Origin of the sequence: Kitasatospora sp. NPDC006697, from assembly GCF_042869935.1 — a bacterium.
Classification (GTDB): Bacteria; Actinomycetota; Actinomycetes; order Streptomycetales; family Streptomycetaceae; genus Kitasatospora.
On the sequence record NZ_JBIAGU010000027.1, the window covers coordinates 69,421 to 93,768 of the forward strand.

17 protein-coding genes are annotated in these 24,348 nt (G+C 74.5%); 14 read left to right on the forward strand and 3 right to left on the reverse strand.

Annotated features, from left to right (window positions below; genetic code table 11):
* Positions 1-122: 122 nt before the first annotated feature.
* Entirely contained in the window at positions 123-2,330 is a 2,208-nt protein-coding gene (locus ACFYNO_RS30210; protein WP_388019601.1) for a RecQ family ATP-dependent DNA helicase, read from the reverse strand.
* A gap of 202 nt (positions 2,331-2,532) precedes the next feature.
* On the opposite strand from ACFYNO_RS30210, the gene ACFYNO_RS30215 reads away from it, so the two are divergent.
* The gene (locus ACFYNO_RS30215) at positions 2,533-4,212 is read left to right on the forward strand and encodes a DUF4192 domain-containing protein (RefSeq protein ID WP_388019604.1); all 1,680 of its coding nucleotides are present in this window, start codon (positions 2,533-2,535) and stop codon (positions 4,210-4,212) included.
* Positions 4,213-4,444: 232 nt separating this feature from the next.
* On the opposite strand, the gene ACFYNO_RS30220 is transcribed toward ACFYNO_RS30215, so the two are convergent.
* A complete protein-coding gene (locus ACFYNO_RS30220; protein ID WP_388019607.1) occupies positions 4,445-5,758 on the reverse strand; it encodes an alpha/beta fold hydrolase in 1,314 nt (437 codons plus the stop codon).
* Positions 5,759-6,280: 522 nt separating this feature from the next.
* On the opposite strand from ACFYNO_RS30220, the gene ACFYNO_RS30225 reads away from it, so the two are divergent.
* From ACFYNO_RS30225 to ACFYNO_RS30255, 7 genes are all read left to right on the forward strand, one after another.
* Complete coding sequence (locus tag ACFYNO_RS30225; RefSeq protein WP_388019610.1) at positions 6,281-8,404, forward strand: glycogen debranching N-terminal domain-containing protein; 2,124 nt, start codon at positions 6,281-6,283, stop codon at positions 8,402-8,404.
* Between the two features lie 134 nt (positions 8,405-8,538).
* Positions 8,539-9,282 (forward strand): NUDIX domain-containing protein, encoded by a 744-nt coding sequence (locus ACFYNO_RS30230; protein WP_388019613.1) that lies wholly within the window; start codon positions 8,539-8,541, stop codon positions 9,280-9,282.
* Between the two features lie 236 nt (positions 9,283-9,518).
* Complete coding sequence (locus ACFYNO_RS30235) at positions 9,519-10,982, forward strand: ATP-binding cassette domain-containing protein (protein ID WP_388019616.1); 1,464 nt, start codon at positions 9,519-9,521, stop codon at positions 10,980-10,982.
* Positions 10,983-10,986: 4 nt separating this feature from the next.
* On the forward strand, positions 10,987-11,793 hold the full coding sequence (locus tag ACFYNO_RS30240; protein WP_388019619.1) for a hypothetical protein: 807 nt from the start codon (positions 10,987-10,989) through the stop codon (positions 11,791-11,793).
* Positions 11,794-11,984: 191 nt separating this feature from the next.
* The gene (locus ACFYNO_RS30245; RefSeq protein WP_388019622.1) at positions 11,985-12,917 is read left to right on the forward strand and encodes a FadR/GntR family transcriptional regulator; all 933 of its coding nucleotides are present in this window, start codon (positions 11,985-11,987) and stop codon (positions 12,915-12,917) included.
* Between the two features lie 473 nt (positions 12,918-13,390).
* Positions 13,391-15,049 carry an RNA polymerase sigma factor gene (locus ACFYNO_RS30250; protein ID WP_388019625.1) on the forward strand — a complete coding sequence of 553 codons (1,659 nt, stop codon included), beginning with the start codon at positions 13,391-13,393 and terminating at the stop codon, positions 15,047-15,049.
* A 221-nt stretch (positions 15,050-15,270) separates the two neighbouring features.
* Positions 15,271-16,146: a S1 family peptidase gene (locus tag ACFYNO_RS30255; protein ID WP_388019629.1), complete on the forward strand. Its 876-nt coding sequence runs from the start codon at positions 15,271-15,273 to the stop codon at positions 16,144-16,146.
* Between the two features lie 109 nt (positions 16,147-16,255).
* Here ACFYNO_RS30255 and ACFYNO_RS30260 read toward each other — a convergent pair whose 3' ends face one another.
* Positions 16,256-16,486, reverse strand: coding sequence for a hypothetical protein (locus ACFYNO_RS30260; protein WP_388019632.1), 231 nt, complete (start codon positions 16,484-16,486; stop codon positions 16,256-16,258).
* 501 nt (positions 16,487-16,987) lie between these two features.
* Between ACFYNO_RS30260 and ACFYNO_RS30265 the strand changes: the two genes are divergently transcribed.
* From ACFYNO_RS30265 to ACFYNO_RS30290, 6 genes are all read left to right on the forward strand, one after another.
* Positions 16,988-19,099 (forward strand): type IIA DNA topoisomerase subunit B, encoded by a 2,112-nt coding sequence (locus ACFYNO_RS30265; RefSeq protein ID WP_388019634.1) that lies wholly within the window; start codon positions 16,988-16,990, stop codon positions 19,097-19,099.
* Between the two features lie 190 nt (positions 19,100-19,289).
* Entirely contained in the window at positions 19,290-19,775 is a 486-nt protein-coding gene (locus ACFYNO_RS30270; RefSeq protein WP_388019636.1) for a DUF1453 domain-containing protein, read from the forward strand.
* 4 nt (positions 19,776-19,779) lie between these two features.
* Positions 19,780-20,985, forward strand: coding sequence for a sensor histidine kinase (locus tag ACFYNO_RS30275; protein WP_388019639.1), 1,206 nt, complete (start codon positions 19,780-19,782; stop codon positions 20,983-20,985).
* Between the two features lie 28 nt (positions 20,986-21,013).
* On the forward strand, positions 21,014-21,763 hold the full coding sequence (locus ACFYNO_RS30280) for a response regulator (protein WP_388019641.1): 750 nt from the start codon (positions 21,014-21,016) through the stop codon (positions 21,761-21,763).
* Positions 21,764-21,949: 186 nt separating this feature from the next.
* Positions 21,950-22,657 carry a DUF485 domain-containing protein gene (locus ACFYNO_RS30285; protein ID WP_388019644.1) on the forward strand — a complete coding sequence of 236 codons (708 nt, stop codon included), beginning with the start codon at positions 21,950-21,952 and terminating at the stop codon, positions 22,655-22,657.
* Positions 22,654-24,333: a cation acetate symporter gene (locus ACFYNO_RS30290; RefSeq protein WP_388019647.1), complete on the forward strand. Its 1,680-nt coding sequence runs from the start codon at positions 22,654-22,656 to the stop codon at positions 24,331-24,333. Before ACFYNO_RS30285 ends, ACFYNO_RS30290 begins: the two co-directional genes overlap by 4 nt.
* Positions 24,334-24,348: the final 15 nt, after the last annotated feature.

Genomic DNA, 24,348 nt, shown 5'->3' on the forward strand with positions numbered 1-24,348 from the left:
CGATGAAATGATGAGTGCCGCACGAATAAATATGATTCGCCGGACTTATTCACCAAATGGCGCAGAGCCGTTCCGGCTATCGAGCCCCCCCGTGTGCCGGACGTCCATCAAGTACCGCGGATTCACGCCTGCACCGCGAGGACCAGGGGCAACACGGCCTGGGCGCCGTTCTGCCGGAGCAGCCGGGTGGCCACCGTGACCGTCCAGCCGCTGTCCACCAGGTCGTCGACCAGCAGTACCGGGCCACCGGCCTCGGCCAGCGCCGCCGCCAGCCCCGGCGGGACCACCAGCGCGCCGGAGAGCGATCGCAGCCGCTGGGCGCTGTTGCTGCGGGCGCCGGCGGGCCGCTCACCGTGCAGGTACTCGAGCCGGCCGAGCAGCGGCAGCCGGCCGACCTGCGCGATCCGCTCGGCCAGCGAGGAGATCAGGCCGGGCCGGGAGGCCGAGGCCATCGCCACCACGCCGACCGGGCGGCCCGTCTCCGGCGCGGCGCTCGCCCAGCCGCCGGGACCGCGCGCCCAGTCCGCCAGCACCGTGACCAGCGCGTCCACCACGTCGTTTGGCACGGCGGCGTCGGGCGCGCCCTCGCCCAGCATGGTGCGCAGCCGGCCGCCCCAGCCGATGTCCGAGAGCCGGCCCAGCGCCCGCCCGGTCTGGGCCTGCTCCTCGGCAGGGATCTTGCCCTTCAACGGGACGCCGAGCGCGTCCATGCCGGTGGGCCAGAGCCGGCGCGGCTCGAAGCTGACGCCGGGTCGGCCCAGCGCGGCCCGGGCCGCCTCCAGCGCCTCGGCCGAGACGCTGTCGCTGTGCCGGGGGCCGGCGCAGCGGTCGCAGCGGCCGCAGGGCGCCGCCGCCTCGTCGTCCAACTGCCGGCGCAGGAACTCCATCCGGCAGTGCCCGCCGGCCGCGTACTCGCGCATCGCCTGCTGTTCATCCGCCCGGGCCCGGGCGACCTTGGCGTAGCGAGGCCCGTCATAGGCCCAGGGCTCGCCGGTGGCCAGCCAGCCGCCGCGCACCCGGCGCACCGCCCCGTCCACGTCCAGCACCTTGAGCATGGTCTCCAGGCGGGTCCGCCGCAGGTCCACCCGGGCCTCCAGGGCGGCGGTGGAGAGCGGCCGGCCGGCCTCCTCCAGCGCCGAGAGGGTGCGGCGCACCTGCTCCTCGGGCGGGAAGCCGAGGGAGGCGAAGTAGCGCCAGATCGCCTCGTCCTCGCGGCCGGGCAGCAGCAGCACCTCGGCCCGGTCCACCCCGCGGCCGGCTCGGCCGACCTGCTGGTAGTAGGCGATCGGGGAGCCGGGGGAGCCGAGGTGGACCACGAAGCCCAGGTCGGGCTTGTCGAAGCCCATGCCCAGGGCGGAGGTGGCGACCAGCGCCTTGACCCGGTTCGCGAGCAGGTCGGCCTCGGCGGTGCGGCGCTCGGCGTCCTCGGTCCGGCCGGAATAGGAAGCGACCGCGAAGCCGCGGCCGCGCAGGAAGCCGGTGACCTCCTCGGCCGCGGCCACCGTCAGCGTGTAGACGATGCCGGAGCCGGGCAACTCGTCCAAGTGGTCGGCCAGCCAGGCCAGACGGTGCGCCGGATCGGGCAGCGAGAGCACGGCCAGGCTCAGGCTCTCCCGGTCCAGCGGGCCGCGCAGCACCAGCGCCCGCCCGTCGGCCGTGCCGGTGCCCAGCTGCTCGGCGACGTCCTCGGTGACCCGGGAGTTGGCCGTCGCGGTGGTCGCCAGCACCGGCACGCCGGGGGCCAGGTCCGCCAGCATGGTGCGCAGCCGGCGGTAGTCGGGGCGGAAGTCATGGCCCCAGTCGGAGATGCAGTGCGCCTCGTCGACCACCAGCAGGCCGGTGGAGGCGGCCAGCTTGGGCAGCACCTGGTCGCGGAAGTCGGGGTTGTTCAGCCGCTCCGGGCTGACCAGCAGGATGTCCACCGTGCCGGCCGCGACCTCGGCCTGGATGCCGTCCCACTCCTCGGTGTTGGCGGAGTTGATGGTGCGCGCGTGGATGCCGGCCCGGGCGGCGGACTCCACCTGGTTGCGCATCAGGGCGAGCAGCGGCGAGACGATCACGGTCGGCCCGCCGCCGGCCGAGCGCAGCAGCGCGGTCGCGATGAAGTAGACGGCCGACTTGCCCCAGCCGGTGCGCTGCACCACCAGCGCCCTGCGCCGGTCCACCACCAGCGCCTCGATCGCCAGCCACTGGTCCTCCCGCAGGCGCGCGGTCGGGCCGGCGAGTTCGCGCAGCACGGCCTCGGCGCGCTCGCGGACGGCCGCGCGGTCCGCGGCGGGGGCCGCGTCGTCGCCGGGGAGCGGGGCGGGGGTGCGGATCGGCTGGTTCATGGCACCTATGTAACCCCTTCGGGCCGACACCGGGCCAATGACCCCTCGAACCTGTGGACAACTCGGCGAAGCCACCGCCCGGTTCACCCATTCGGCCCATTAAGCGGTCCGGGCCCGCGCAATTCTGTCCACAAGTGCGGGGTTATCCACAGGCCAGCGGCAATTCCACCGCATACGGCCGGAACCGCTGCAGGCTTCCGCCATGACTCGCGACGACGCCACCACCACCCCCGCCGGCCGCTTCGAGGGCCGGCACGTCCTGCGGATGCACGGCCCGGCCGACATGGCCGCCATGCTCCCCTACCTGCTCGGCTTCTACCCCGACGACAGCCTGGTCGTGATCGGCCTGCACGGCTCGGAGCTGCGCCAGGGCGGCGCGGTCCGGCTCGACATCCCGGCCGACGAGCAGAGCTGGCCCGAGGTCGCCGCGGACCTGGCCGAGCTGCTGCTCGAGCTCTCCGAGGAGCGCGGCGGCCGGCCGGACGCGGTGCTGATCTACCTGTGCCGCGAGCCGGACCCCGGCGGTCCGGTCGCGCTGGCCGGCCTGCGGCCGCTCGCCGAGGAGTTGCGGCGCGCCTTCCGCGGGCACGGTCTGTTGGTCAAGGAGTCGCTCTGCCTCTCGGCCGGCCGCTGGTGGTCCTTCCTCTGTGCCGACCTCGACTGCTGCCCGCCGCACGGCACGCCCGTCCACAGCGCCCGGGAGCCGAGGGCCGTGGTGGCGGCGGCCACCTTCGCGGGGCTCGCCCCGCGCGGCAGCCGCCGCGCCATCGCCGCCGGCCTGGCGCCGATCGGCCCGCCGGAGGAGGACGGCCTGCGCGAGGCCGTCCGGCAGGAGCTGGCTCGGGCCTGCGACCTGATCCGGGCCGAGCCCGGCGGTGCGGAGCGCACCTTCGCCGGCACCGTGGAACTGCTCGAGCACGCCATGGCCGAGAGCCGATCCGGCCCGCCCCGGCTCACCGACGAGCAGAGCGCCCGGCTGATCGTCGGCCTGCTGGACCGGGCCAGTCGCGACCGCGCCGCCGAGTACGCCGAGCCCGACGAGCTCGCCGCCGCCCAGCGGCTCTGGCGCTACCTCGCCCGCCGCTGCGTGGCGCCCTACGCGGAGTACGCCAAGGCGCCGCTGACCCTGCTGGCCTGGACCTCCTGGCTGGCCGGCGACATCGCGACCAGCCGGGTGGTGCTCGGCCTGGCGCTGGACCTGGACCCGGAGTACACGCTCGCGATCCTGCTCCACGAGTCGCTGAACACCAGCCTGCCGCCCGACGGCCTGCTGAGCATCGTCCGGGCCGAGCGGGCCCGGCGCCGCTACGCCCAGGACAGGACTGACGGGCTCTCGGACCGGCTCGAGGAGCAGCTCGACGACGGTCCTGACGGACCGCCGGAGCCCGATGACGCGCCCCCGGCCGCCGCCGCTCCGCTGACGTCCGGTCAGCCGGGTGCGGAGCCCGGGCAGGCGGGGAGCGGCGCGGCGCAGTACCACGGCGAGCGGGCCCGGGCGCCGTGGCCGACCCCGCGGCGGCAGCGGGCGCCGGGCGCCGGAGCCGCCGCCGGCGGCGCAGGTGGACCGGGCGGTGCGGCAGGCCCGGTCACGCCAGCGGAGGGCGGCGATCCCGAGGGTCCGCCGGCCGCGCACCGCTCGACCGGTCACCCCGAGTTGCCGCGCACCCGGGCCGGCCGGGTGCCCCGGCCGCGCGGCGGCGACGGTCCGCCTGCTCCGCCGCCCCCGGCGGTGGCGGTGCCGCGGCCGGGCCGGGGTCCGCTGCCGGGCGGCCGCGGCCGCCGCATCGAGCAGGGCCCCGCCCACCGGGGCCGTCGTCCCGGCCGGCGCGGGGCCGCCCGGACGGGCAGTCGCCGCACCGGCGGAGCCAGGTGGGGAGGCTGAGATGACCGAGCGCCACTCCCACCGCCCCGGCCCCCGGCCGCGGCCCCGGCTCACCGCGAGCCCCCGCCGACCGCCCGCGGCCCACGGCCCCGCCGGGTACCGCCGGCCGGCCTGCCTGCGGCGAGCGACCGCGCCCCCGCGGCCGGTCCGGGGCGGCTGCCCCGCGCGCCCGCAGGAGTCCCGCCCGCCGTGCCGCTGCCGCCACCGCGGGCCGGGCCCGGCCCGCCGGCCGCTAGGCCTGGCCGCGCACCATCCGGATCAGCCGGTCCACCACCCGGCCGCCGCTGACCCGCAGGCCGTCGTGCTCCCACTCGTTGGTCACGAAGGTCCGCAGCCCGTGCACGGCGTCGGCGGTCGCGAGCGAGTCCGCGGTGTCCACGTACATGTCGTCGTGGTAGACGGCGGCCGCCACCGGCACCTGGTTGGCGGCGAGCGCCTTGGGGTCGTAGAGGTCGGGCCAGTCGGTCCGCTCCGCCAGCAGCTGCGCCGTCTCGCGCAGCGGCCGCAGCGCCGGGTCGGTCTGGAACATCCAGGGGTAGATCATCTCGCCGGTGAACCGCACCGGGCTCCCGTCCGCCAGCGCCCGCAGCGCGTCGAACTCGGGGAACTCCGACCGGACCTGCTGGGCGGCCCAGGAGGTCGCCCCCGGATCCACCGAGCGCTGGCCGTAGATCGACTCGTGCAGCACCGCGTAGAGCGGTGCGCCGGCGAAGGAGAGCTGCGCCTGCGCCCCCGTCAGGAAGGCGTCCGAGAGCTCCAGTCCGGCGCTGCCGCGGACCCAGGCGTCCTCCAGCAGGTAGTGCAGGCTGTCGGAGCCGGTGCCCGAGCCGAGCATCAGGCCGAGCGCCTGGAAGGCCGGCACGGTGAGCTCGCCGCCGTCGGGCAGCTGGGCCGGCGCCTCCGCCAGGTGCTCGACGATCCGGCGCACCGCCTCCACGTCCTGCGGGTACCGGGCGTAGTGCGCGGCGTTCTTCCGGGCCACCCGGGGGTAGGCGGCGCGGTAGACGTCGGCGGCGCTGCTGCGCAGGCCGGCCAGGCCGCCGGTGACCATCGCCTCGCGCACGCCCTCGGGCGCCAGCGACAGGTAGGTGAGGGTGCAGAAACCGCCGTAGCTCTGGCCGAGCAGCGACCACTTCCCCCGCTCGCCGAGCAGCCGGCGCCGGATCAGCTCGGCGTCCTTGACGATCGAGTCGGCCCGGAAGCAGGCCAGGTAGTCGGCCTGCTCGGCCGCGCTGCCGCGCAGCGGCAGGGTCTGCCGGGTGGCCGGCGTCGAGCGGCCGGTGCCGCGCTGGTCCAGCAGCAGCACCCGGTAGTCGTCCAGCGCCCGGTCCAGCCAGCTGTCCCGCCCGAGCGGCCGGCCGGCTCGGCCGCCCGGACCGCCCTGCAGGTAGAGCAGCCAGGGCAGCTCCTCGTGCTCCTTGCCGGCCGCGACCACCTCGCGGGCGTAGACCTCGATCTGCTCGCCCTGCGGCACCCCGTGGTCCAGCGGCACCTGGAAGAGGTGGTCGGTCAGGACGACGCCTGGCTGTCGGATCACGACGGACATGAGACTCCTTCGTCTGCTGTGCTCGGCGCGGTTGGTACGCGCGCTGTTCCGGCTGGGCCGGCGCCGGTCGGCCCGCCGCTGGTCACGGGTGTGGGCCGGCCCCGGTCCGGGCACGTCCCAGTACGGGCGGTACCCCCTCGGCACCGTATCCTGGCGCCCGACGTGCGGCGGCGGCGCCGTCCGTCCGGGACGGTCGAACCCGGCGGAGCCTGCCGCCGGCACCGCGGCGAGGGGGAGCGCCGCGATCCTGGGGCGGACGCCGGTGGTCGGGCGTCGTTCCGCCGAGGGGCGGGGCGTGACCTGAGCCCGGTGCGTCGCGTTCACCCTGAGGGGCGCCATCGGGCCCGCAGCCCGTGGTGGCCCCGCCGCAGCGGTCCGGCCGAGCCCGGGGACCGGGGCCCGTCGCCCCGCACCCCTGGCCCGCCACCGGGAGAACCACGGTCCGCCCCGCGCGGACCCGCTACCAGCCCCGACAGCCGGCGCCCCTGGGCCCGTGCTGTCCACCGACAGGAGGAGAGCCCGGTGACGGCCCCCAGGCCAGCACAGACCGCGATCCCGGCCGAGACGGTCGCCGGGTCGCGCCCGGTCGCGCCACCGAGACCGGACGCCGCCCAGGCCGGCGCAGGGCGTCCGGCCACCCAGGGCCGCCGCCAGCCCGCGACGGCCCACTCCGACGTGCTCTGTGTCAGCGCTCCGGCCATGGCCGCCTCCGGCTCCGACGGACAGCTGCACGGCGACGGCCTGCACGGCTTCTACCGCTCCGGGATCCGCCAGCTGCACCGGATGGAGCTCCGGCTCGGCGGCATCGAGCCGCTGCCGCTGCAGGGCGAACTCATCACCGCCGCCCAGGCCCGCTTCCTCGGCTTCGTGCGGGTGCCCGGGGAGCTCGACCCGGACCCGGCGCTCACCGTCGAACGGCTTCGGCACGCCGACGGGACGGAGAGCATCACCCTCCGCAACGCCGGCAGCCGACCGGTCCGGCTCCCGCTGGAGATCGCCCTCGGCACCGACCTCGGCAGCCTGGCCGAGATCGGCGCCGGCACCCGGCTGCCCGACATCCCGGCCCAGGTGCAGTCCGCCGGCCTGCGCTGGATCGGCCGGGGGCACAGCGCCACGGTCAGCGCCCGCCCCTCGCCGCACGCGGTGCTGGCCGGAGCCGGAGTGCTGCGCTGGGACTTGGAGGTGCAGCCCGGCGCCCGCTGGGCGGTGGAGCTGCGGGTGGAGCTGGAGCCGCTGGCGCCGCCGCCGGTGCGGCCGCCCACCGGCCGCGGCGCCGGGGTCCCCGCCCCCTGGACGGACCTGCGGATCCGGTGCGACGACCCCCGCGCCGAACAGCTGGTGACCCGCTCGCTGGACGCGCTCGACGGTCTGCTGCTGGCCGACGCCGACCGCCCCGGCGACCTCTACGCGGCCTCCGGCGCCCCCTGGCGGTTCGGCCTGGCCCCGGCCGACGCGCTCTGGGCGGCCCGGCTCACCCTGCCGCTGGGCACCCGGCTGGCCGTCGGCACCCTGCGCGCCCTGGCCCGCCGTCAGCAGCCCGCCGGCAGCCGGGGCGAGGGGATAATCCCGGGCCCGCTGCGGCACGCCGGCCCCGAACTGCCGCCGTCCTGCACGGCGACCGAGGCCACCCTGCTCTTCGTCACCCTGCTCGCCGAGGCCTGGCGCTGGGGCCTGCCCCGGGCCGAGGCGGCCGAGCTGCTGCCGGCCGCGGAGCGGGCGCTGGCCGCGCTGCGCGCCAGTGCCGAGAGCGGTCTGGTGGACGGCTTCGTCGCCGACCTGAGCCGGCTCGGCGAGGAGCGGGCCGCCACCCCGCCCGCCGCCCGCTGCGAGGTCCAGGCCCAGGCCCACCGGGCCGCCCTGCACGGGGCCGAGCTGCTGGAGGCGTTCGGCCGCCCCGGGGCCCAGCAGTGGCGCGACTGGGCGCAGGAGCTGCGCGGCCGGTTCCGCGAGCGGTTCTGGGTGGACGACCTGTCCGGCGGCCGCCCCGCCGCTGCGCTGACCGCGGACGGGCGCTCGGTGAACGCCGTCACCAGCTCCCTCGTCCACCTGCTCGATCTCGGCCTGGGCGCCGAGGGTGCCGCACTGCCCGGGCTGCTCGACCGCGAACAGACCAGGCTGCTGGCCCAGCGGCTGGTCGCGCCCGAGCTGGACTGCGGCTGGGGCCTGCGCACGCTCGGTGCCAAGTCCCCGCGGTTCAACCCGCTCGGCCACCGCAGCGGAGCGGTCCGGGTGCTGGAGACGGCGCTGGCGGTCTCCGGTCTGACCGAGGCGGGCTTCGAGCGTGAGGCCGGCACCCTGCTGGAGGGCCTGCTCGACGCCGGTGCGCAGTTCGCCGGCCGGGTGCCGGAGATGTACGCGGGGGAGCAGCGGCTGCCGAACTGCCCGCCCGTGCCGCACCCCGCGGCCTGCCGTCCGGCCGCCGCCTCCAGCGCGGCGGCCACCCACGCGGTGCTCGCCCTCGCCGGCGTCCGCCCGGACGTGCCCGGCGGCCGGGCCGCGGTCAGGCCCGCCAGCACCGCCCCGCTCGGCGAACTGGAGCTGGCCGGCCTGCGGGTGGCGGGGGAGCCGTTCTCGGTGCGGGTCAGCCGGATCGGGGTGGCCGTGGTCGAGGAGGCCCCGCCACAGCTCCAACTCGGCCAGGGCTGACCCGAGCGGCCCGCGGCCCCGGCACGGTCCGGGGCCGCGGGTCACTGGTCCCTATTGCCGCCGGTGCCCCAGGAGCATCCGAAGTTCTCTCTGACCTCGTGTTTATCGTCAGAGAGACGACTATGATCGACCCCATGTCGCGCTATGACCCGTCGGCCTTCCCCCCGTTCGCTGTCACGGTCGACCTGGTGGTGCTGACGGTTCGGGAGCACGAACTCTGCGCTCTGCTGGTGCGCCGTGGCGAGCCCCCCTTCCAGGGGTACTGGGCGCTGCCCGGCGGCTTCGTGCGCCCGGACGAGGGCCTGGGCGAGGCCGCCTCCCGCGAGCTGGCCGAGGAGACCGGCCTGCGCGCCCACGCCTCCGGCGGCCAGATCCTGGCGGGCGCCCACCTCGAGCAGCTGGCCACCTACGGTCACCCGCAGCGCGACCCGCGGATGCGGGTGGTGAGCGTGGCCCACCTCGCGCTCGCCCCCGACCTGCCCACCCCCAAGCCCGGCGGCGACGCCCGGGGCGCCCGCTGGGCCCCGGTCAGCGAACTGCTCGGCCCGGCCGAGGCCGACCGCGAGCCACTGGCCTTCGACCACGCGCTGATCCTGGCCGACGGCGTCGAGCGCGCCCGCTCCAAGATCGAGTACTCGGCGCTGGCAACCGCCTTCTGCCCCGAGGAGTTCACCGTCGGCGAGCTCCGCCGGGTCTACGAGGCGGTCTGGGGCGTCGCACTCGACCCCCGCAACTTCCACCGCAAGGTCACCGGAACCCCGGGCTTCCTGGTTCCCTCGGGCGGCACCACCACCCGTCAGGGCGGCCGCCCGGCCCAGCTCTTCGCCGCCGGCGGCGCGACCGTGCTCAACCCGCCGATGCTGCGTCCCGACTCCTGACGGGTGGTCGGCGGGCCCTCCTGACCGCCGGGCGGCAAGAACCGCCCCATGGTCCGACGTGACCGTGCGGGCACACCCCGGAGCAGGCCCGCCGGTCCCCTGATCGGGTGAGAGCGGCCCTCCGTGGCCCCGCGCCGTCCCCGCAATGCCCGGAATCTCCCGTTCCGCCCCCTAGGGTGCTGAATCCGGAGCGGCCAGCGCCGCCAGGGCAGCCGAGCGCGTGGGAGCGGCCAGTGATGATCCAGGTCAGTGGGCTCACCAAGGTGTACCGCCGGGGCCGCCGCCCGGCGCTCCAGGACCTCGGGTTCGAGGTCAGACCGGGCACCGTGACCGCGCTGCTGGGGCCCGAAGGGGCGGGCAAGACCGTCGCGCTCCGGCTGATGCTCGAGCTCGAGCGCGGCGGCGGGGTCACCCTCTTCGACGGCCGCACCTACCGGCGCCTGCGCCGCCCGGAGCGCGAGGTCGGCGTGCTGCTGCCGGACGCCCACCCCAGGTCCGGCAACCCGGGCCGGAGCGCCCGGGGCCACCTGCGGATGCTCGCCGCCGCCGTGGGCGTCCCGGCCCGCCGCGCCGACGACCTGCTGGAGCAGGTCCGCCTGGCCTCCGTGGCCGAGCACCGGCTGCGCGCCTACTCCGCCGGCATGACCCGTCGGCTCGCCCTCGCCGCGGCTCTGCTCGGCGACCCCTCGGTGCTGCTGCTCGACGGCCCGACCGAGGGCCTGTCGCCGAGCACCGTGGAGTGGCTGCACGCCTTCCTCCGTGCCTTCCCGGCCGGCGGCGGCTCGGTGCTGCTGACCACCCGCAACCCCCGCGAGGCGGCACTGCTGGCCGACCGGGTGGTGACCCTGGACCAGGGCCGCCCGGTCGCCGACCAGCCGGTCTCCGAGTTCCGCCGGACCAGGCTGCACCGGGAGGTCGCGGTGCGCGGCCCCCAGATGACGCGACTGGCCGACCTGCTCACCGCCCAAGGCGCCCAGGTCCGCCCCGAGGGCGGCACGGGCCTGGCGGTCGCCGGGCTCGGCCGCACCGAGATCGGCGAACTCGCCTACCGCAACGGGATCATGCTGCACGAGCTGGCCGACCGGGTGGTCGAGCAGCCCGCGCCGCGCCCGGTCCGCCCGCTCACCGGCGGGACCGGCTCCACCCCCACGGTCCAGCTGCGCCGCCTGAGTGCCATCACCGTGGGCGCCCGCCACCTGGGCGGGCCCCCGCTGCCCGCCCAGGTGGCGGAGGCCCCGCCGACGGTGGAGCTGCCGCCGGTGCCGGCCCCGGCGGATGACGTTCCGTCAGCGGAGGCCGCACCCGAGGAACCGGCCGTGGCGCCGCAGCCACGCGGCACCCGGGCCGGGCAGCACCCCGATCTGCCGGTCGCCCGGAGCGGGCTCACGGCGCCCGCGGTCGAGCTGCCGCCCCCGAGTGCTCCGGCCGGCGAGGTGGACCACCCCGCGCACTCCGGCGCGTTCGCCGCGCCCGCCTTGCTCCAGCCCGCTCCCACCCTCGCCCCCATCCCCGCCCCTGAGTCCGAGCCTGAGCCCGCCGCAGTCCCACCGGCCCGCCCCGCCCGGCGGGGTTCGCGCGTAACCGCCTTCCTCGCGCCGACCGCCGGCCCCGCCCCGGCCCTCCCGCCGGCCGAACCCGCCCCCACCTCCACCCCCGCCGACCCGCAGCCCCTGACCGGGCCCGACCACTGGAACGGGTGACCCCGTGCGCGTCCTCGCCTACGAAGCCCGCCGACTGCTCGGCCTCCGGTCCACCTGGCTGATCCTGGCCGCCGCCCTGCTCGCCCAGGCCGCGCTCGCCGCCGCGCTGGTCCAGCACGCCGACCCCGACCAGGTGGACGGCCCGGAGCTGGTCCGGCTGGTCACCGCCTCCGTCCCGCTGCTGCCGATCCCGCTCGCCGGCTTGGCGGCCGGACTGCTCGGCGTCCTCGCGGCCGGCCACGAGGTCCGCAACCCCGGCCTGGCCGCCTCCCAGGTGCGCTACCTCGCCCGGCTGCGCCTGCTGCTGGCCAAGCTCTGCCTGGTCGGCGTGGCCGCCGCCGTCCTCGCCGCGGTCTCGCTGCCGGTCAACGCGCTCACCCTGCGGCTGGCCGCCCCCGCCGGCACCACCGTCGCGGCAGCCGATTTCCACGCCGTGGCCCAGCTGCGCACCGACTACCGCCCGCTGCTGGTGCTGGCCACCTTCGCGGCCCTGGTGGTCGCGGCCGCCTGGACCGGCGTGCTCGCCGCCACCGTCTGCCGGAGCGCGCTGGCCGGCTTCCTGCTGCTCTGCGCGCTGCCGATGCTGGTCGAGCTGGCGGGCGGCGCCACCGAGCTCGACCGGCTGCGCCGGGTCGGCCTGCCCTGGGTCGCCTGGCTGGCCCGGGCCCCGTGGGCCGAGCCCGCCTCGGCGCCGCTGGCCGCCCTGCGCTCCGCCGCCGAACCGGTCCCCGCGCTCGGCGCGCTGCTGCTCCCGGCCGCCCTGCTCCTGGTGCTCTGCCTGCTCGGCCAGGCCCGCCGCCGCTCCTACTGAGCCCCGCCGACCCTCGTACCGAACCCCGCCGCCGCCCACACCACGTCGACCTCCCGCGGCACCGCCCCACGGAACGTCAGAATCCGAGTACCCGTCAGAACCCACCGCCAAGGCGCCAACTCCGTGACCGGTATGGCCATTTCTTCCTGATAACAAGTCAATGGTCCAGCCCCGGGCGATCACCCTTTCGTGTGCTTTTCACGAGAATCCTCAAGCCGCGCGCGCCGATCGCCGACAAAGGAGACGTGAGTACCCTTGCGCACCCCGCCATCACCGCCGCCCGCACCCCCGAGGCCTCCGTGCCCGGCGCTGCCGAACTCGACCGTTTCTCCTACGCCGATCGGCCGACTCCGCCAGTCCCCCGTTGGGACGGGCCGGAGAGCGACCTCGCCCGGGTCGGCCGCAAGACCACCAGCAGCCGCGGCCGCGGCCTGCACGGACAGCTGGTCCAGCAGCTCGGCCAGATGATCGTCTCCGGCGACCTGGGCGCCGACCGCCCGCTGGTCCCGGAGGAGATCGGCCAGCGCTTCGAGGTCTCCCGCACCGTGGTCCGCGAGTCGCTGCGGGTCCTGGAGGCCAAGGGCCTGGTCAGCGCCCGCCCGAACGTCGGCACCCGGGTCCGCCCGGTCAGCGACTGGAACCTGCTGGACCCGGACATCATCGAGTGGCGCGCCTACGGCCCGCAGCGCGAGGAGCAGCGCCGCGAGCTGTTCGAGCTGCGCTGGGCGATCGAGCCGCTCGCGGCCCGGCTGGCCTCCGGCCACGGCCGGGAGGACATCCAGCAGCGGCTGGCCGAGCTGACCGAGATCATGGCCGCCGCGGCCGCGCAGGGCGATCTGATCACCTTCTCCCGGGCCGACGGCGAGCTGCACGCGCTGATCCTGCAGATGGCCGGCAACCGGATGCTGGAGCACCTGTCCAGCATCGTGGCCTCCGCGCTGCAGGTCAGCGGCGGCCCGTCCACCGCCTGCGAGCGCCCCTCGGACAGCTCGGTGACGGTGCACGCCCGCCTGGTCGATGCGCTCGGCGGCGGTGACGGCGCCGCGGCCGAGGCCGCGATGCGCACCCTGCTGACCGTCCACCCCGACGTCGAGCACGCGGTGCCCGCGCCCCGCGAGCACTGAGCGGCGCCGACCGCGGACTGTCGGACGTGCCGTCGGCCACACCGCCGGGCACGGGCAGCACGGGCAGAGCCCTCCGGAATCCCGCGCGCACCCCGCCGCGGAAGTCCCGGAGGGCCCGCCGGCGGCGGGCCCTCCCAGGGCGGGGGCACCCGGACGGCACCGGACGGCCGCCGGGGCCAGGTACGGTGGCCGGACCGTCACGGGGCGATGTGTGACCTGTGCCACGAACGGCATGCGTAACACTTGTGGAGCGGCAGCGATGTGTACGGAGCGGAAGCAGCTCCGGAATACCCGCACCATGTCAGAATGCTGTGTTGGTCTGCGGCGCTGCTGCCGTCCCACAAACCAGCGTCCCGCAAGCCCAGTCCTCGAGTCCGAGCCGGTCGGAAACCTCCATCTGTCCCCGTGACAGGTGCTTCCACGTCCTCTCGGGCGGTCCGGTACGGGTCCGAGTTCACTCTTCGTCCGAGAGGTTGTTCGTGTCGGCCAGCACATCCCGTTCGCTCCCCCCCGAGATCGCAGAGTCCGCGGCCCTGCTGGCGCTCATCGAGCGGGGCAAGGCCCAGGGGCAGATCGCCGGTGACGACGTGCGTCAGGCATTCGAGGCGGACCAGATCCCGGTCACCAAGTGGAAGAACGTCATGCGCAGCCTCAACCAGGTGTTGATTGAGGAAGGGGTGGACCTGATGGTCAGCGCGGCCGAACCGTCCGCCGCCAAGCGCAAGAGCGTCGCGGCCAAGAGCACCGCCAAGCGCGCCACCGCCACCAAGGCGGTCACCACGCGCACGCCGGCCGCCCCGACCAAGCCCCCGGTGCGCATCGCGCCCGCCGCCACCGTCGCGCCCGCCGCGGTCACCCCGGTGACCACGGTCACGGTCATCGCGTCGCTGGACGACCCGGCGGGCGCCGAGTCGGTCGCCGCCCCCGCGGCACCCGCCCCGGTGAAGAAGGCGGCCGCGCCCGCCCCGGCCAAGAAGGCCGTGGCGAAGAAGGCCGCCGCCCCCGCGAAGAAGGCCGTGGCCAAGAAGACCGCGGCCAAGGGCGAGAAGGCCGAGGGCGAGGAGGAGCTGCTCACCGACGACGAGCTGCTCGAGGACGTCGCCCTGCCCGGCGCCAAGCCCGAGGCCGAGGCCGGCGCCGAGCCGGAGGAGGAGTCGGAGGGCTTCGTCCTCTCCGACGACGACGAGGACGACGCCCCGGCCCAGCAGGTCGCCGTCGCCGGTGCCACCGCAGACCCGGTCAAGGACTACCTCAAGCAGATCGGCAAGGTCCCGCTGCTCAACGCCGAGCAGGAGGTCGAGCTCGCCAAGCGGATCGAGGCCGGCCTGTTCGCCGAGGACAAGCTGAGCCAGGCCGACAAGCTCGCCCCCAAGCTCAAGCGCGAGCTGGAGATCATCGCCGAGGACGGCCGCCGGGCGAAGAACCACCTGCTGGAGGCCAACCTCCGCCTGGTGGTCTCGCTGGCGAAGCGTTACACCGGTCGCGGCATGCTCTTCCTGGACCTGATCCAGGAGGGCAACCTCGGTCTGATCCGTGCGGTCGAGAAGTTCGACTACACCAAGGGCTACAAGTTCTCCACCTACGCGACCTGGTGGATCCGGCAGGCGATCACCCGCGCGATGGCCGACCAGGCCCGCACCATCCGTATCCCGGTGCACATGGTCGAGGTCATCAACAAGCTCGCCCGCGTGCAGCGCCAGATGCTCCAGGACCTGGGCCGCGAGCCCACCCCGGAGGAGCTGGCCAAGGAGCTCGACATGACCCCGGAGAAGGTCATCGAGGTCCAGAAGTACGGCCGCGAGCCGATCTCCCTGCACACCCCGCTGGGCGAGGACGGCGACAGCGAGTTCGGTGACCTGATCGAGGACTCCGAGGCGGTCGTGCCGGCCGACGCGGTCTCCTTCACCCTGCTCCAGGAGCAGCTGCACTCGGTGCTCGACACCCTGAGCGAGCGCGAGGCCGGCGTGGTCTCGATGCGCTTCGGCCTGACCGACGGCCAGCCGAAGACGCTGGACGAGATCGGCAAGGTCTACGGGGTGACCCGTGAGCGCATCCGCCAGATCGAGTCCAAGACCATGTCCAAGCTGCGCCACCCGTCGCGCTCCCAGGTGCTGCGCGACTACCTGGACTGACCGGTTTCGGCCGGCCGCAGTTCGCAACCCCGAGGGCCCGGGACGGTTCGCCGTCCCGGGCCCTCGGGCGTTCCGGAGCGGCCCCGGACGTCCTGGTGTTCGACGTTGGGTGCGGGGGTTCGCCCGTCTGGGTGCTTGGCGGTCGCCATTCGGGCACACAGGGTGAGATTCTGACTACGCTATGGCGGTTGCCCGCTGTCGAGCGCTCGGAGTGCCCTGTGATGTCCGTCTCGCCCGTCCCGTCCGGTGCCGGTCCCCGCCGCTCCGCCAGGCCGTCGGCCGGCCGCCGGCGGTCCGCCGCGCTGGCGCTGCTGGCGGTCGTGTCGGCCGCGCTGGTCTCGCTGGGCGCGTCGCCGGCCCATGCCGACCGGCGGATCGTCGGCGGGTACGCGGACAGCACCGAGCAGCACCCCTGGGTGGTGGCGGTCGCCAGCCGCAGCCAGTACGGCGGCGCGCGCTCCGGCCAGTTCTGCGGCGGCACGCTGGTGTCGCCGACCAAGGTGGTCACGGCCGCGCACTGCTTCTACGACGAGCAGGGCCGGCCCACCGACCGCCCTGGCCTGACCGTGGTGGTCGGCCGCACCGACCTGACCGGCCAGGCCGGCGCGGAGGTGCCCGTGAGCCACGTCTGGATCCACCCGGACTACTCGTTCGAGCAGAACATGCAGGACGTCGCGGTGCTCACGCTCGCCACCCCGCAGCAGGGCCGGGCGGTGCTCCCGCTGGTCGGCCAGGGGGAGAGCGGCCCGTACGCGCCGGGGACGATGGCCCAGGTCTACGGCTGGGGCGACACCACGGCGCGGGCCGACTACTCCCGGACACTGCGCGCGGTGGACGTCCCGATGGTGGCCGACGAGGAGTGCGCGCGCGACTACCCGGGCGGCCCGGACGGCGCCTTCGACGCCCGCGGCATGGTCTGCGCGGGCGAGGCGCACGGCGGCCGGGACGCCTGCCAGGGCGACAGCGGCGGTCCGCTGGTGGTGGACGGTCGGCTGGTCGGCCTGGTCTCCTGGGGCACCGGTTGCGCGGAGGCCGGCCACCCGGGCGTCTACACCCGGCTGGCAGCCGTCGCGGACGCGGTCGATGGCCAGCTCTGAGCGCTCCGCGCCGGTCCGGATACGACGCCGGGCGGCAGGCTTTGCAGCCTGCCGCCCGGTGGCCGGCCCGCAAGGGCCGACCTCAGCGCGTCAAGGGAGCGGCGAACGCTCAGCGCTCGTCGTTGACGGCCGAGGCCGTCGTGGTGGCGAGACGACCGCTCTCGTCCTGTATTTCCACGGCGATCTTCTTGAGCTCCGGCTCGAACTTCCGCCCGTGGTGGGCGCAGAAGAGCAGCTCTCCGCCGCTGGCCAGTACGACGCGCAGGTAGGCCTGGGCGCCGCATCGGTCGCAGCGGTCAGCCGCGGTGAGCGGGCTCGCAGGTGTCAGAACAGTAGTCACGTCGCCTCTTCTCTAGCTCGACGAGCTGTCGTACCAGGGTCAACATCCAACCAGGCCGAAAACGTTCCCGCTCGTGGCTTTTCTTCTTTGAGGATTCCTGCTGTGTTGATGAGGACGTGCCCCGGGCGCCGGTGGTTCATGCGTGCCGGATTCCGCGACCTGTCTATCACTCGAACGCCTCTTCGAACTGTTGTCCGAAGGTGGGCGTAGCATAATCCCCTACTGGGTTGGAGCATAAGCCCCGTTCCGCGCACCCGGTAGCCTGCATCCTGGCAGCTCCGGCGCTCGCGGACGGTCCGACGGTCCGCCAGGATCCGTCGGGCGCGGGCGAAGTGGCGTCCTCCCGCGGCACACCGGACGTCGGTCGTGTTCGCGCAGCGCGTACAAGCCGCGGAGCCCGGTCCGGGTCGTACCACGGCTCGGCCGGGCGACGGGGCCGGAGCCTGCCGCAGCAGAAGTCGGCCGGATCGAGTCAGAGTCTCTTTGGAGGAGTGCACCGCCGTGAGTGCCGAAACGACCGTGTCGTCCGCCCTGCGGGCCGCGGAGGACGGATCCAACTACACCGCTCGGCACCTGCTCGTCCTGGAGGGGCTGGAGGCGGTCCGCAAGCGACCCGGCATGTACATCGGCTCGACCGACAGCCGGGGCCTGATGCACTGCCTCTGGGAGATCATCGACAACGCGGTGGACGAGGCCCTGGGCGGCTTCGGCGACCGGATCGAGGTCCTGCTGCACGAGGACGGCTCGGTCGAGGTCCGGGACAACGGCCGCGGCATCCCGGTGGACGTCGAGCCGAAGACCGGCCTGTCCGGGGTCGAGGTCGTGATGACCAAGCTGCATGCCGGCGGCAAGTTCGGAGGCGGCTCCTACGCGGCCTCCGGCGGCCTGCACGGCGTCGGCGCCTCGGTGGTGAACGCGCTCAGCGCCCGGCTGGACGTCGAGGTGGACCGCAACGGCCACACCCACGCGATCAGCTTCCGCCGCGGCACCCCCGGCCACTTCACCGAGCTGAGCCCGGATGCCCCGTTCGACCCGGCCAGCGGCCTGACCCGGACCCGCAAGGTGCCCAAGACCCGCACCGGCACCCGGATCCGCTACTGGGCCGACCGGCAGATCTTCCTCAAGGAGGCCAAGCTCTCCCTGGAGAACCTGCACAACCGGGCCCGGCAGACCGCCTTCCTGGTGCCCGGCCTGACCATCGTGGTCCGTGACGAGCGGCTGACCGAGAGCGACAAGGTCGAGGAGTCGGTCTTCCGGTTCGACGGCGGGATCGGTGAGTTCTGCGACTTCCTGGCGCCCGACAAGCCGGTCTGCGACGTGCTGCGGCTGCGCGGCGACGGCACCTTCAAGGAGACCGTGCCGGTCCTGGACGAGCTGGGCCACATGACGCCCACCGAGGTGACCCGGGAGCTCGGCGTGGACATCGCGCTGCGCTGGGGCACCGGCTACGACACCACGCTGCGCTCCTTCGTCAACATCATCGCCACCCCCAAGGGCGGCACCCACGTCACCGGCTTCGAGCGCTCACTGGCCAAGACGATCAACGAGGCGCTGCGTGCCGCCAAGCTGCTCCGGGTCGCCGAGGACGACATCACCAAGGACGACGCCACCGAAGGCCTGACCGCGGTGGTCACGGTCCGGCTGGCCGAGCCGCAGTTCGAGGGGCAGACCAAGGAGGTGCTGGGCACCTCGGCCGCCAACCGGATCGTCGCCGCGGTGGTCGCCAAGGAGCTCAAGGCCTTCCTCGCCTCCACCAAGAAGGACGAGAAGGCCCAGGCCCGCTCGGTGCTGGAGAAGGTCGTGGCGGCCGCCAGAACCAGGGTCGCGGCCCGCCAGCACAAGGAGGCGCAGCGCCGCAAGACCGCGCTGGAGACCTCCTCGCTGCCCGCCAAGCTGGCCGACTGCCGCAGCGACGACGTGGAGCGCAGCGAGCTCTTCATCGTCGAGGGCGACTCCGCCCTGGGCACCGCCAAGCTGGCCCGCAACTCCGAGTTCCAGGCGCTGCTGCCGATCCGCGGCAAGATCCTCAACGTCCAGAAGGCCTCGGTCTCGGACATGCTGAAGAACGCCGAGTGCGCCGCGATCATCCAGGTGATAGGAGCGGGCTCGGGGCGCACCTTCGACATCGACCAGGCCCGCTACGGCCGGGTGATCTTCATGGCGGACGCCGACGTCGACGGCTCGCACATCCGCTGCCTGCTGCTCACCCTGTTCCAGCGGTACATGCGCCCGATGGTGGAGCAGGGCCGGGTGTTCGCCGCGGTGCCGCCGCTGCACCGGATCGAACTGACCAACCCCAAGCGCGGCCAGGAGAAGTACCACTACACCTACTCCGACGGCGAGCTGCGGCGGACCCTGCTGGAGTTCCAGGCCAAGGGGCTGCGCTGGAAGGAGCCGGTGCAGCGCTACAAGGGCCTGGGCGAGATGGACGCCGACCAACTGGCCGAGACCACCATGGACCCGCGGTACCGGATCCTGCGCCGGATCAACCTGGGCGATCTGGAGGCCGCGGAGCAGGTCTTCGACCTGCTGATGGGCAACGAGGTGGCGCCCCGCAAGGAGTTCATCGTGGACTCCGCGGCGACCCTGGACCGGTCACGGATCGACGCCTGACCGTTCCTCCACCGGGGCCGGCCGCCGGCCCGCCGGGCGGCTCCTCCACCCGCGACGAGGGGCTCTCCACCCACGGGTGGAGAGCCCCTCGCGCATTGGATCAACCCTGGCTCCGATCACACCCGGGCCCGCGGTCCGTAGCGTCGTGACTGTCAGTGAAACCCCCTCGAAGAGAGATGGGAGCAGTCCGATGGCCGCCCTGGTGAACGTCATCATCATCGTCGCGGTGCTGGTCCTGGTCGCGGGCCGCCAGCTCCAGGCGCGCAAGGTCGACCTGGGCCGGCGGTTCTGGGTGCTGCCGGTGGTCCTGGCCGTGATCGCGCTCCGTGACCCCAAGGTCATCGACCACGCGCACGAGGGCACGGCGATCGCCCTGCTGGCCGGCTCGGTGGTGCTGGTGCTGGTGATGGGCGTGGTCTGGGGCTGGACGGTGCGGATCTGGCGGGCGGCCGACGGCAGCGTCTGGGCCAAGGGCACCGCGGCGACCATCGCCGCCTGGTCCGGCCTGATAGCCGTCCGGGTCGGCCTCTACGCCACCGGCGCCGTGCTGCACGTGCACCAGAGCTCCAGCGCGCTGCTGCTGACCCTCGGGGTGCTGCTGCTCACCCGCAGTCTCGTGGTGAACTGGAGGGCCCGGCTGCTCGAGGGCCCGCAGCCGCTGCGGCCGGTGGCCTGAGCCGATGGCTCGGGAGAGCGCCATCGCCGTCGTGGGAGGACCGCAGGTGCAGGTGGAGAGCTGGACGCGCTGGCCGTCGCGGGAGGCCCTGGAGCGGGAGGACCGGTCCCGGCCCGGGCTGGTGCTCTCCTTCGCCGGCCGGCTGGCCATCCTGCTGAGCGTCACGGTCGGGACCGTGACCAGCGAGCACTTCACCGGCTGGCGCGCGCTGGCCTCGGTCCTGGGGCTGGCCGCGACCGTCCTGCTCTTCCGGTACTTCTTCCTGCTCACCCGGCGGCGCCGGCTCGGCCCGGCGCTCGCGGTCGCTTCGCAACTGCTGGTCCTCGGCGCGGTCCTGCACCGGGCCGGCGCCAACGACACGGTCTCCGACGTGATCTGGTTCGGTCTCGCGGTGGTCGGCCTGACCCGGTTGCCGCTGGCCGCGGCCGTGCCGGTCTGCGCGGGTTCGCTGATCTCCTACTCGGTCAGCAGCGGTGACGGCTACCTGGCGCTGGTGGCCACCGTGGTCGGCCTGCTCTTCCTCGGCTGGCTGATCCGGCTGGACTCCGAGGCCAGGGCGACCACCAAGCGGCTGCGACAGCAGGAGCACGCCGCCCGGGCCGCCGAGGCGGAGAGCGCCGCGCTGGACGAGCGGGCCAGGATCGCCCGGGAGATCCACGACGTGCTCGCCCACAGCCTCTCCGCCCAGCTGGTCCACCTGGAGGCGGCCCGGCTGATGCTGGACGGCGGCGCGGACCGGGAGCAGATCAGGGAGCGCGTGGTGGCCGCGCGCCGGATGGCGCAGGAGGGGCTGAAGGAGACCAAGCAGGCGCTCTCCGCACTGCGCGGCGAGTTCACCGCGGTCGGGGAGTACCTGGTCGAGCTGGCCGCGTCGGAGCAGGCCGAGCTGACGGTGACGGGCACGCCGCGCCCGCTCGCCGCCGAGACCGGCCTGGCGGTCCGCCGCACCGCCCAGGAGGCGCTGACCAACATCCGCAAGCACGCGCCCGCGGCCCGGCGCTCCGTGCGGCTGAGCTACCTGCCCGAGGCGGTGGAGCTGGAGGTCGCCGACACCGGGAGCCCGGCCGCCGAGGTGTCGCCGGAGCTGGCCGACAGCGGGAGCGGGTACGGTCTGCTGGGGATGCGGGAGCGGGCCGAACTGCTCGGCGGCACCCTGCGGGCCGGCCCGGAGGGCGGCGGCTGGCAGGTGCTGCTGCGGCTGCCCGCGTGATCGGTCGAGAGGGAGCGGGAATGCGGCGATGAGCGAGCACGGCGGGGGAGCGCCGGTCCGGGTGCTGGTGGCCGACGACCAGACCGTGGTGCGCGAGGGCATCGTGATGCTGCTCGGGCTGCTGCCCGGGATCGAGGTGGTGGGCGCCGCGGCGGACGGCGAGGAGGCGGTCCGGCTGGTCGCCGAGCTCGCCCCGGACGTGGTCCTGATGGACCTGCGGATGCCGCGCTGCGACGGGGTGGAGGCGACCCGCCGGGTCCGCGCCGAGCACCCGGGCACCGAGGTGGTGGTGCTGACCACCTACGCCGACGACGACTCGCTCTTCCCCGCGCTGCAGGCCGGCGCCCGCGGCTACCTGACCAAGGACGCCGGCGGCGAGCAGATCGCCCGGGCGATCAACGACGTGCGGTCCGGCGCGGCCGGCCTCTCGCCCGAGATCCAACTGCGCCTGCTGGAGCGGCTGGCCGCCCCTGGCAGCGGTACCGCCCAGGCCGGCGGGGAGCCCGTCCGGTCTGAGCCCGCCGCGGGCCGCCGCCCGGTCCTGCCGCCGCACCCCGCCGGCCTGCCCGACGGGCTGACGGTCCGTGAGGCGGAGGTGCTGGCCCTGATCGCCGACGGACTCTCCAACACGGAAATCGCCGCCGCGCTTTTCGTCAGTCCGGCGACCGTGAAAACGCATATCAACAATCTTTTTGCGAAGACTGCGGTGCGGGACCGGGCACAGGCGGTCAGCTATGCGTTCCGGCACGGACTTTCTCGCAGTTCGCAGGCGGACTAGCCTCACCGTATCGGGTGAAATATCGTTCTGAATGCCGCATTTCGGTTTCTGACGCGCCATCATGGAACCGTCAGGGCGCCGTCGGTACGCCGAATGGATCTTCGGGGCGGGTCGTCCGGAGTGCCCGGTGCCGATACCGACGCCCACCGCTTCGCTCGGTGGTGCGTCCCCGGGCCAGGAGCAGCATTGGCACAGCACGAAGTCACCGGATCAGCCGGTCGGACGCCCCGACAGGGGCAGCGCTACGACTGGTGGCCGGCCCCCGGCGGGGCCGATCCCCAAGCCTCCGTCCAGCGGTCCGCCACGCCCGGCCAACCCGCCGCCCACGGACTCCCCGGAGCGGCCGCCGCAGCCCGCCCCGCGCAGCCGGTCCTCCCGGAACCGGCACTGGACGCCGAGCCGGAGTTCCTGGCCGCCGGCCGTTCCGGCAGCGGGGCGCGCTCCGGAGCGCTGGCCGAGGCCGCCCGCTCCGCCCGCTCGGTGCTGGCCGGCTCGACCGCCTCCGCCGCCCTGCCGGTGCAGCGCCCGGCCGTCCCGGCGGCGAGGCCCGGCACCCTGGTGGAACCGGACCACGACCCGGCCGCCGCCGAGGTCTACCGCGAGGTCCAGCGGAGCCAGGCCTTCCAGGAGATCCGCGGCGCCTACCGCCGCTTCGTCTTCCCGGCGACGGCCGTCTTCCTCGGCTGGTACCTGCTCTACGTCACCGCCCAGGCGGCCGCCCCCGACCTGATGCGCACCGAGCTGGCCGGCCCGTTCAGCGTGGCCTGGCTGCTCGGCCTGCTGCAGTTCGTCTCCACCTTCGTGCTCACCTGGCTCTACTCCCGCAACGCCCGCACCAAGCGTGACCGAGCCGCCCTCGGCCTGCGCTGGGACACTCAGGACCAGCTTCGATGAACCAGACTCAGCTCAGCGTGCCCGGCACCCCGCTCGCCACGGTGCTGCCGCCCTTCCCGCACACCACCACCCCGGCCGGCGGTGAGCACCACAACCTGGCCGTCGTGCTCTTCGCGCTGGTGGTCGTGGTGACCCTGGCGATCACCCTCTGGGTGGGCCGGCGCGGCCAGGCCGCGGAGGACTTCTACGCCGGCGGACGGGACTTCGGCCCGCTGCAGAACGGCATCGCGCTCTCCGGCGACTACCTCTCCGCGGCCTCCTTCCTCGGCGTCACCGGTCTGATCGCGCTCTACGGCTACGACGGCATGCTGTACAGCATCGGCTTCCTGGTCGCCTGGCTGGTGGTGCTGATGTGGGTGGCCGAACTGGTCCGCAACACCGGCCGGTACACCCTGGCCGACGTGCTGGCCACCCGGATGCGCCAGCGCCCGGTGCGGGCCGCCGCCGGCACCGCCAGCGTGGTGGTCACCCTGCTCTACCTGATCGCCCAGATGGTCGGCGCCGGCAGCCTGGTGGCCCTGCTGCTCGGCACCACCGGCCCGGCCGCCAAGACCTGGACCATCGTCGCGGTCGGCGCCCTGATGATCATCTACGTCACGGTCGGCGGCATGCGGGCCACCACCTGGATCCAGATCGTCAAGGCCGGGATGCTGATGGCCGGGGCGGTGCTGCTCACCGTCTTGGTGCTGGTCCGCTTCCACTTCGACCTGGCCGACCTGATGCGGGCCGCCGCGCACGGCAGCGGGGCCGGCAACAGCTACCTGGAGCCCGGGCTCAAGTACGGGGAGTCCACCACCAGCCGGCTCGACTTCGTCAGCCTCGGCATCGCCCTGGTGCTGGGCACCGCCGGCCTGCCGCACATCCTCTCCCGCTTCTACACCGTGCCCACCGCAAGAGCGGCGCGGAAGTCGGTGATGTGGGCGATCGGCATGGTCGGCTGCTTCTACCTGATGACCATCGTGCTGGGCCTGGGGGCCACCGCGCTGGTCGGATCCAAGGCGGTCAAGGCCGCCAACCCGGCCGGGAACACCGCCGTTCCGCTGCTGGCGCTCAACCTGGGCGGCGGCGAGGGCAGTACCGGCGGCACCCTGTTCTTCGCCATCACCTCGGCGATCGCCTTCGCCACCATCCTCGCGGTGGTGGCCGGCCTGACCCTGGCCTCCTCGGTCTCCTTCGCCCACGACCTCTACGCCCAGGCGTTCCGCCGTCCGCACCTCCCGCCGGTGACGGAGCGCCAGGAGGTGGTGATGGCCCGCACCGCGGCCGTGGTGATCGGCGGCCTGGCGATCGTGCTCAGCCTGTTCGCCCAGCGGCTCAACGTGGCCTTCCTGGTCTCGCTTGCCTTCGCGGTGGCCGCCTCGGCCAACCTGCCCACGCTGATCTACAACCTGTTCTGGCGCCGCTTCACCACCCGCGGCGCCTGCTGGGCGACCTACGGCGGCCTGGTGCCCGCTCTGGTCCTGGTGCTCTTCTCGCCGGTCGTCTCCGGCGCCAGGACCGCCATGTTCCCCGGCGTGGACTTCCACTGGTTCCCGCTGGAGAACCCCGGGCTGATCTCGATCCCGCTGGGCTTCCTGCTCGGCTGGGTCGGCACGGTCAGCGGTGAGGAGAAGGCGGACCCGGACAAGTTCGCCGAGCTGGAGGTCCGCTCGCTCACCGGAGCCGGCGCGGTCTGACCGGCAGGGCGAACG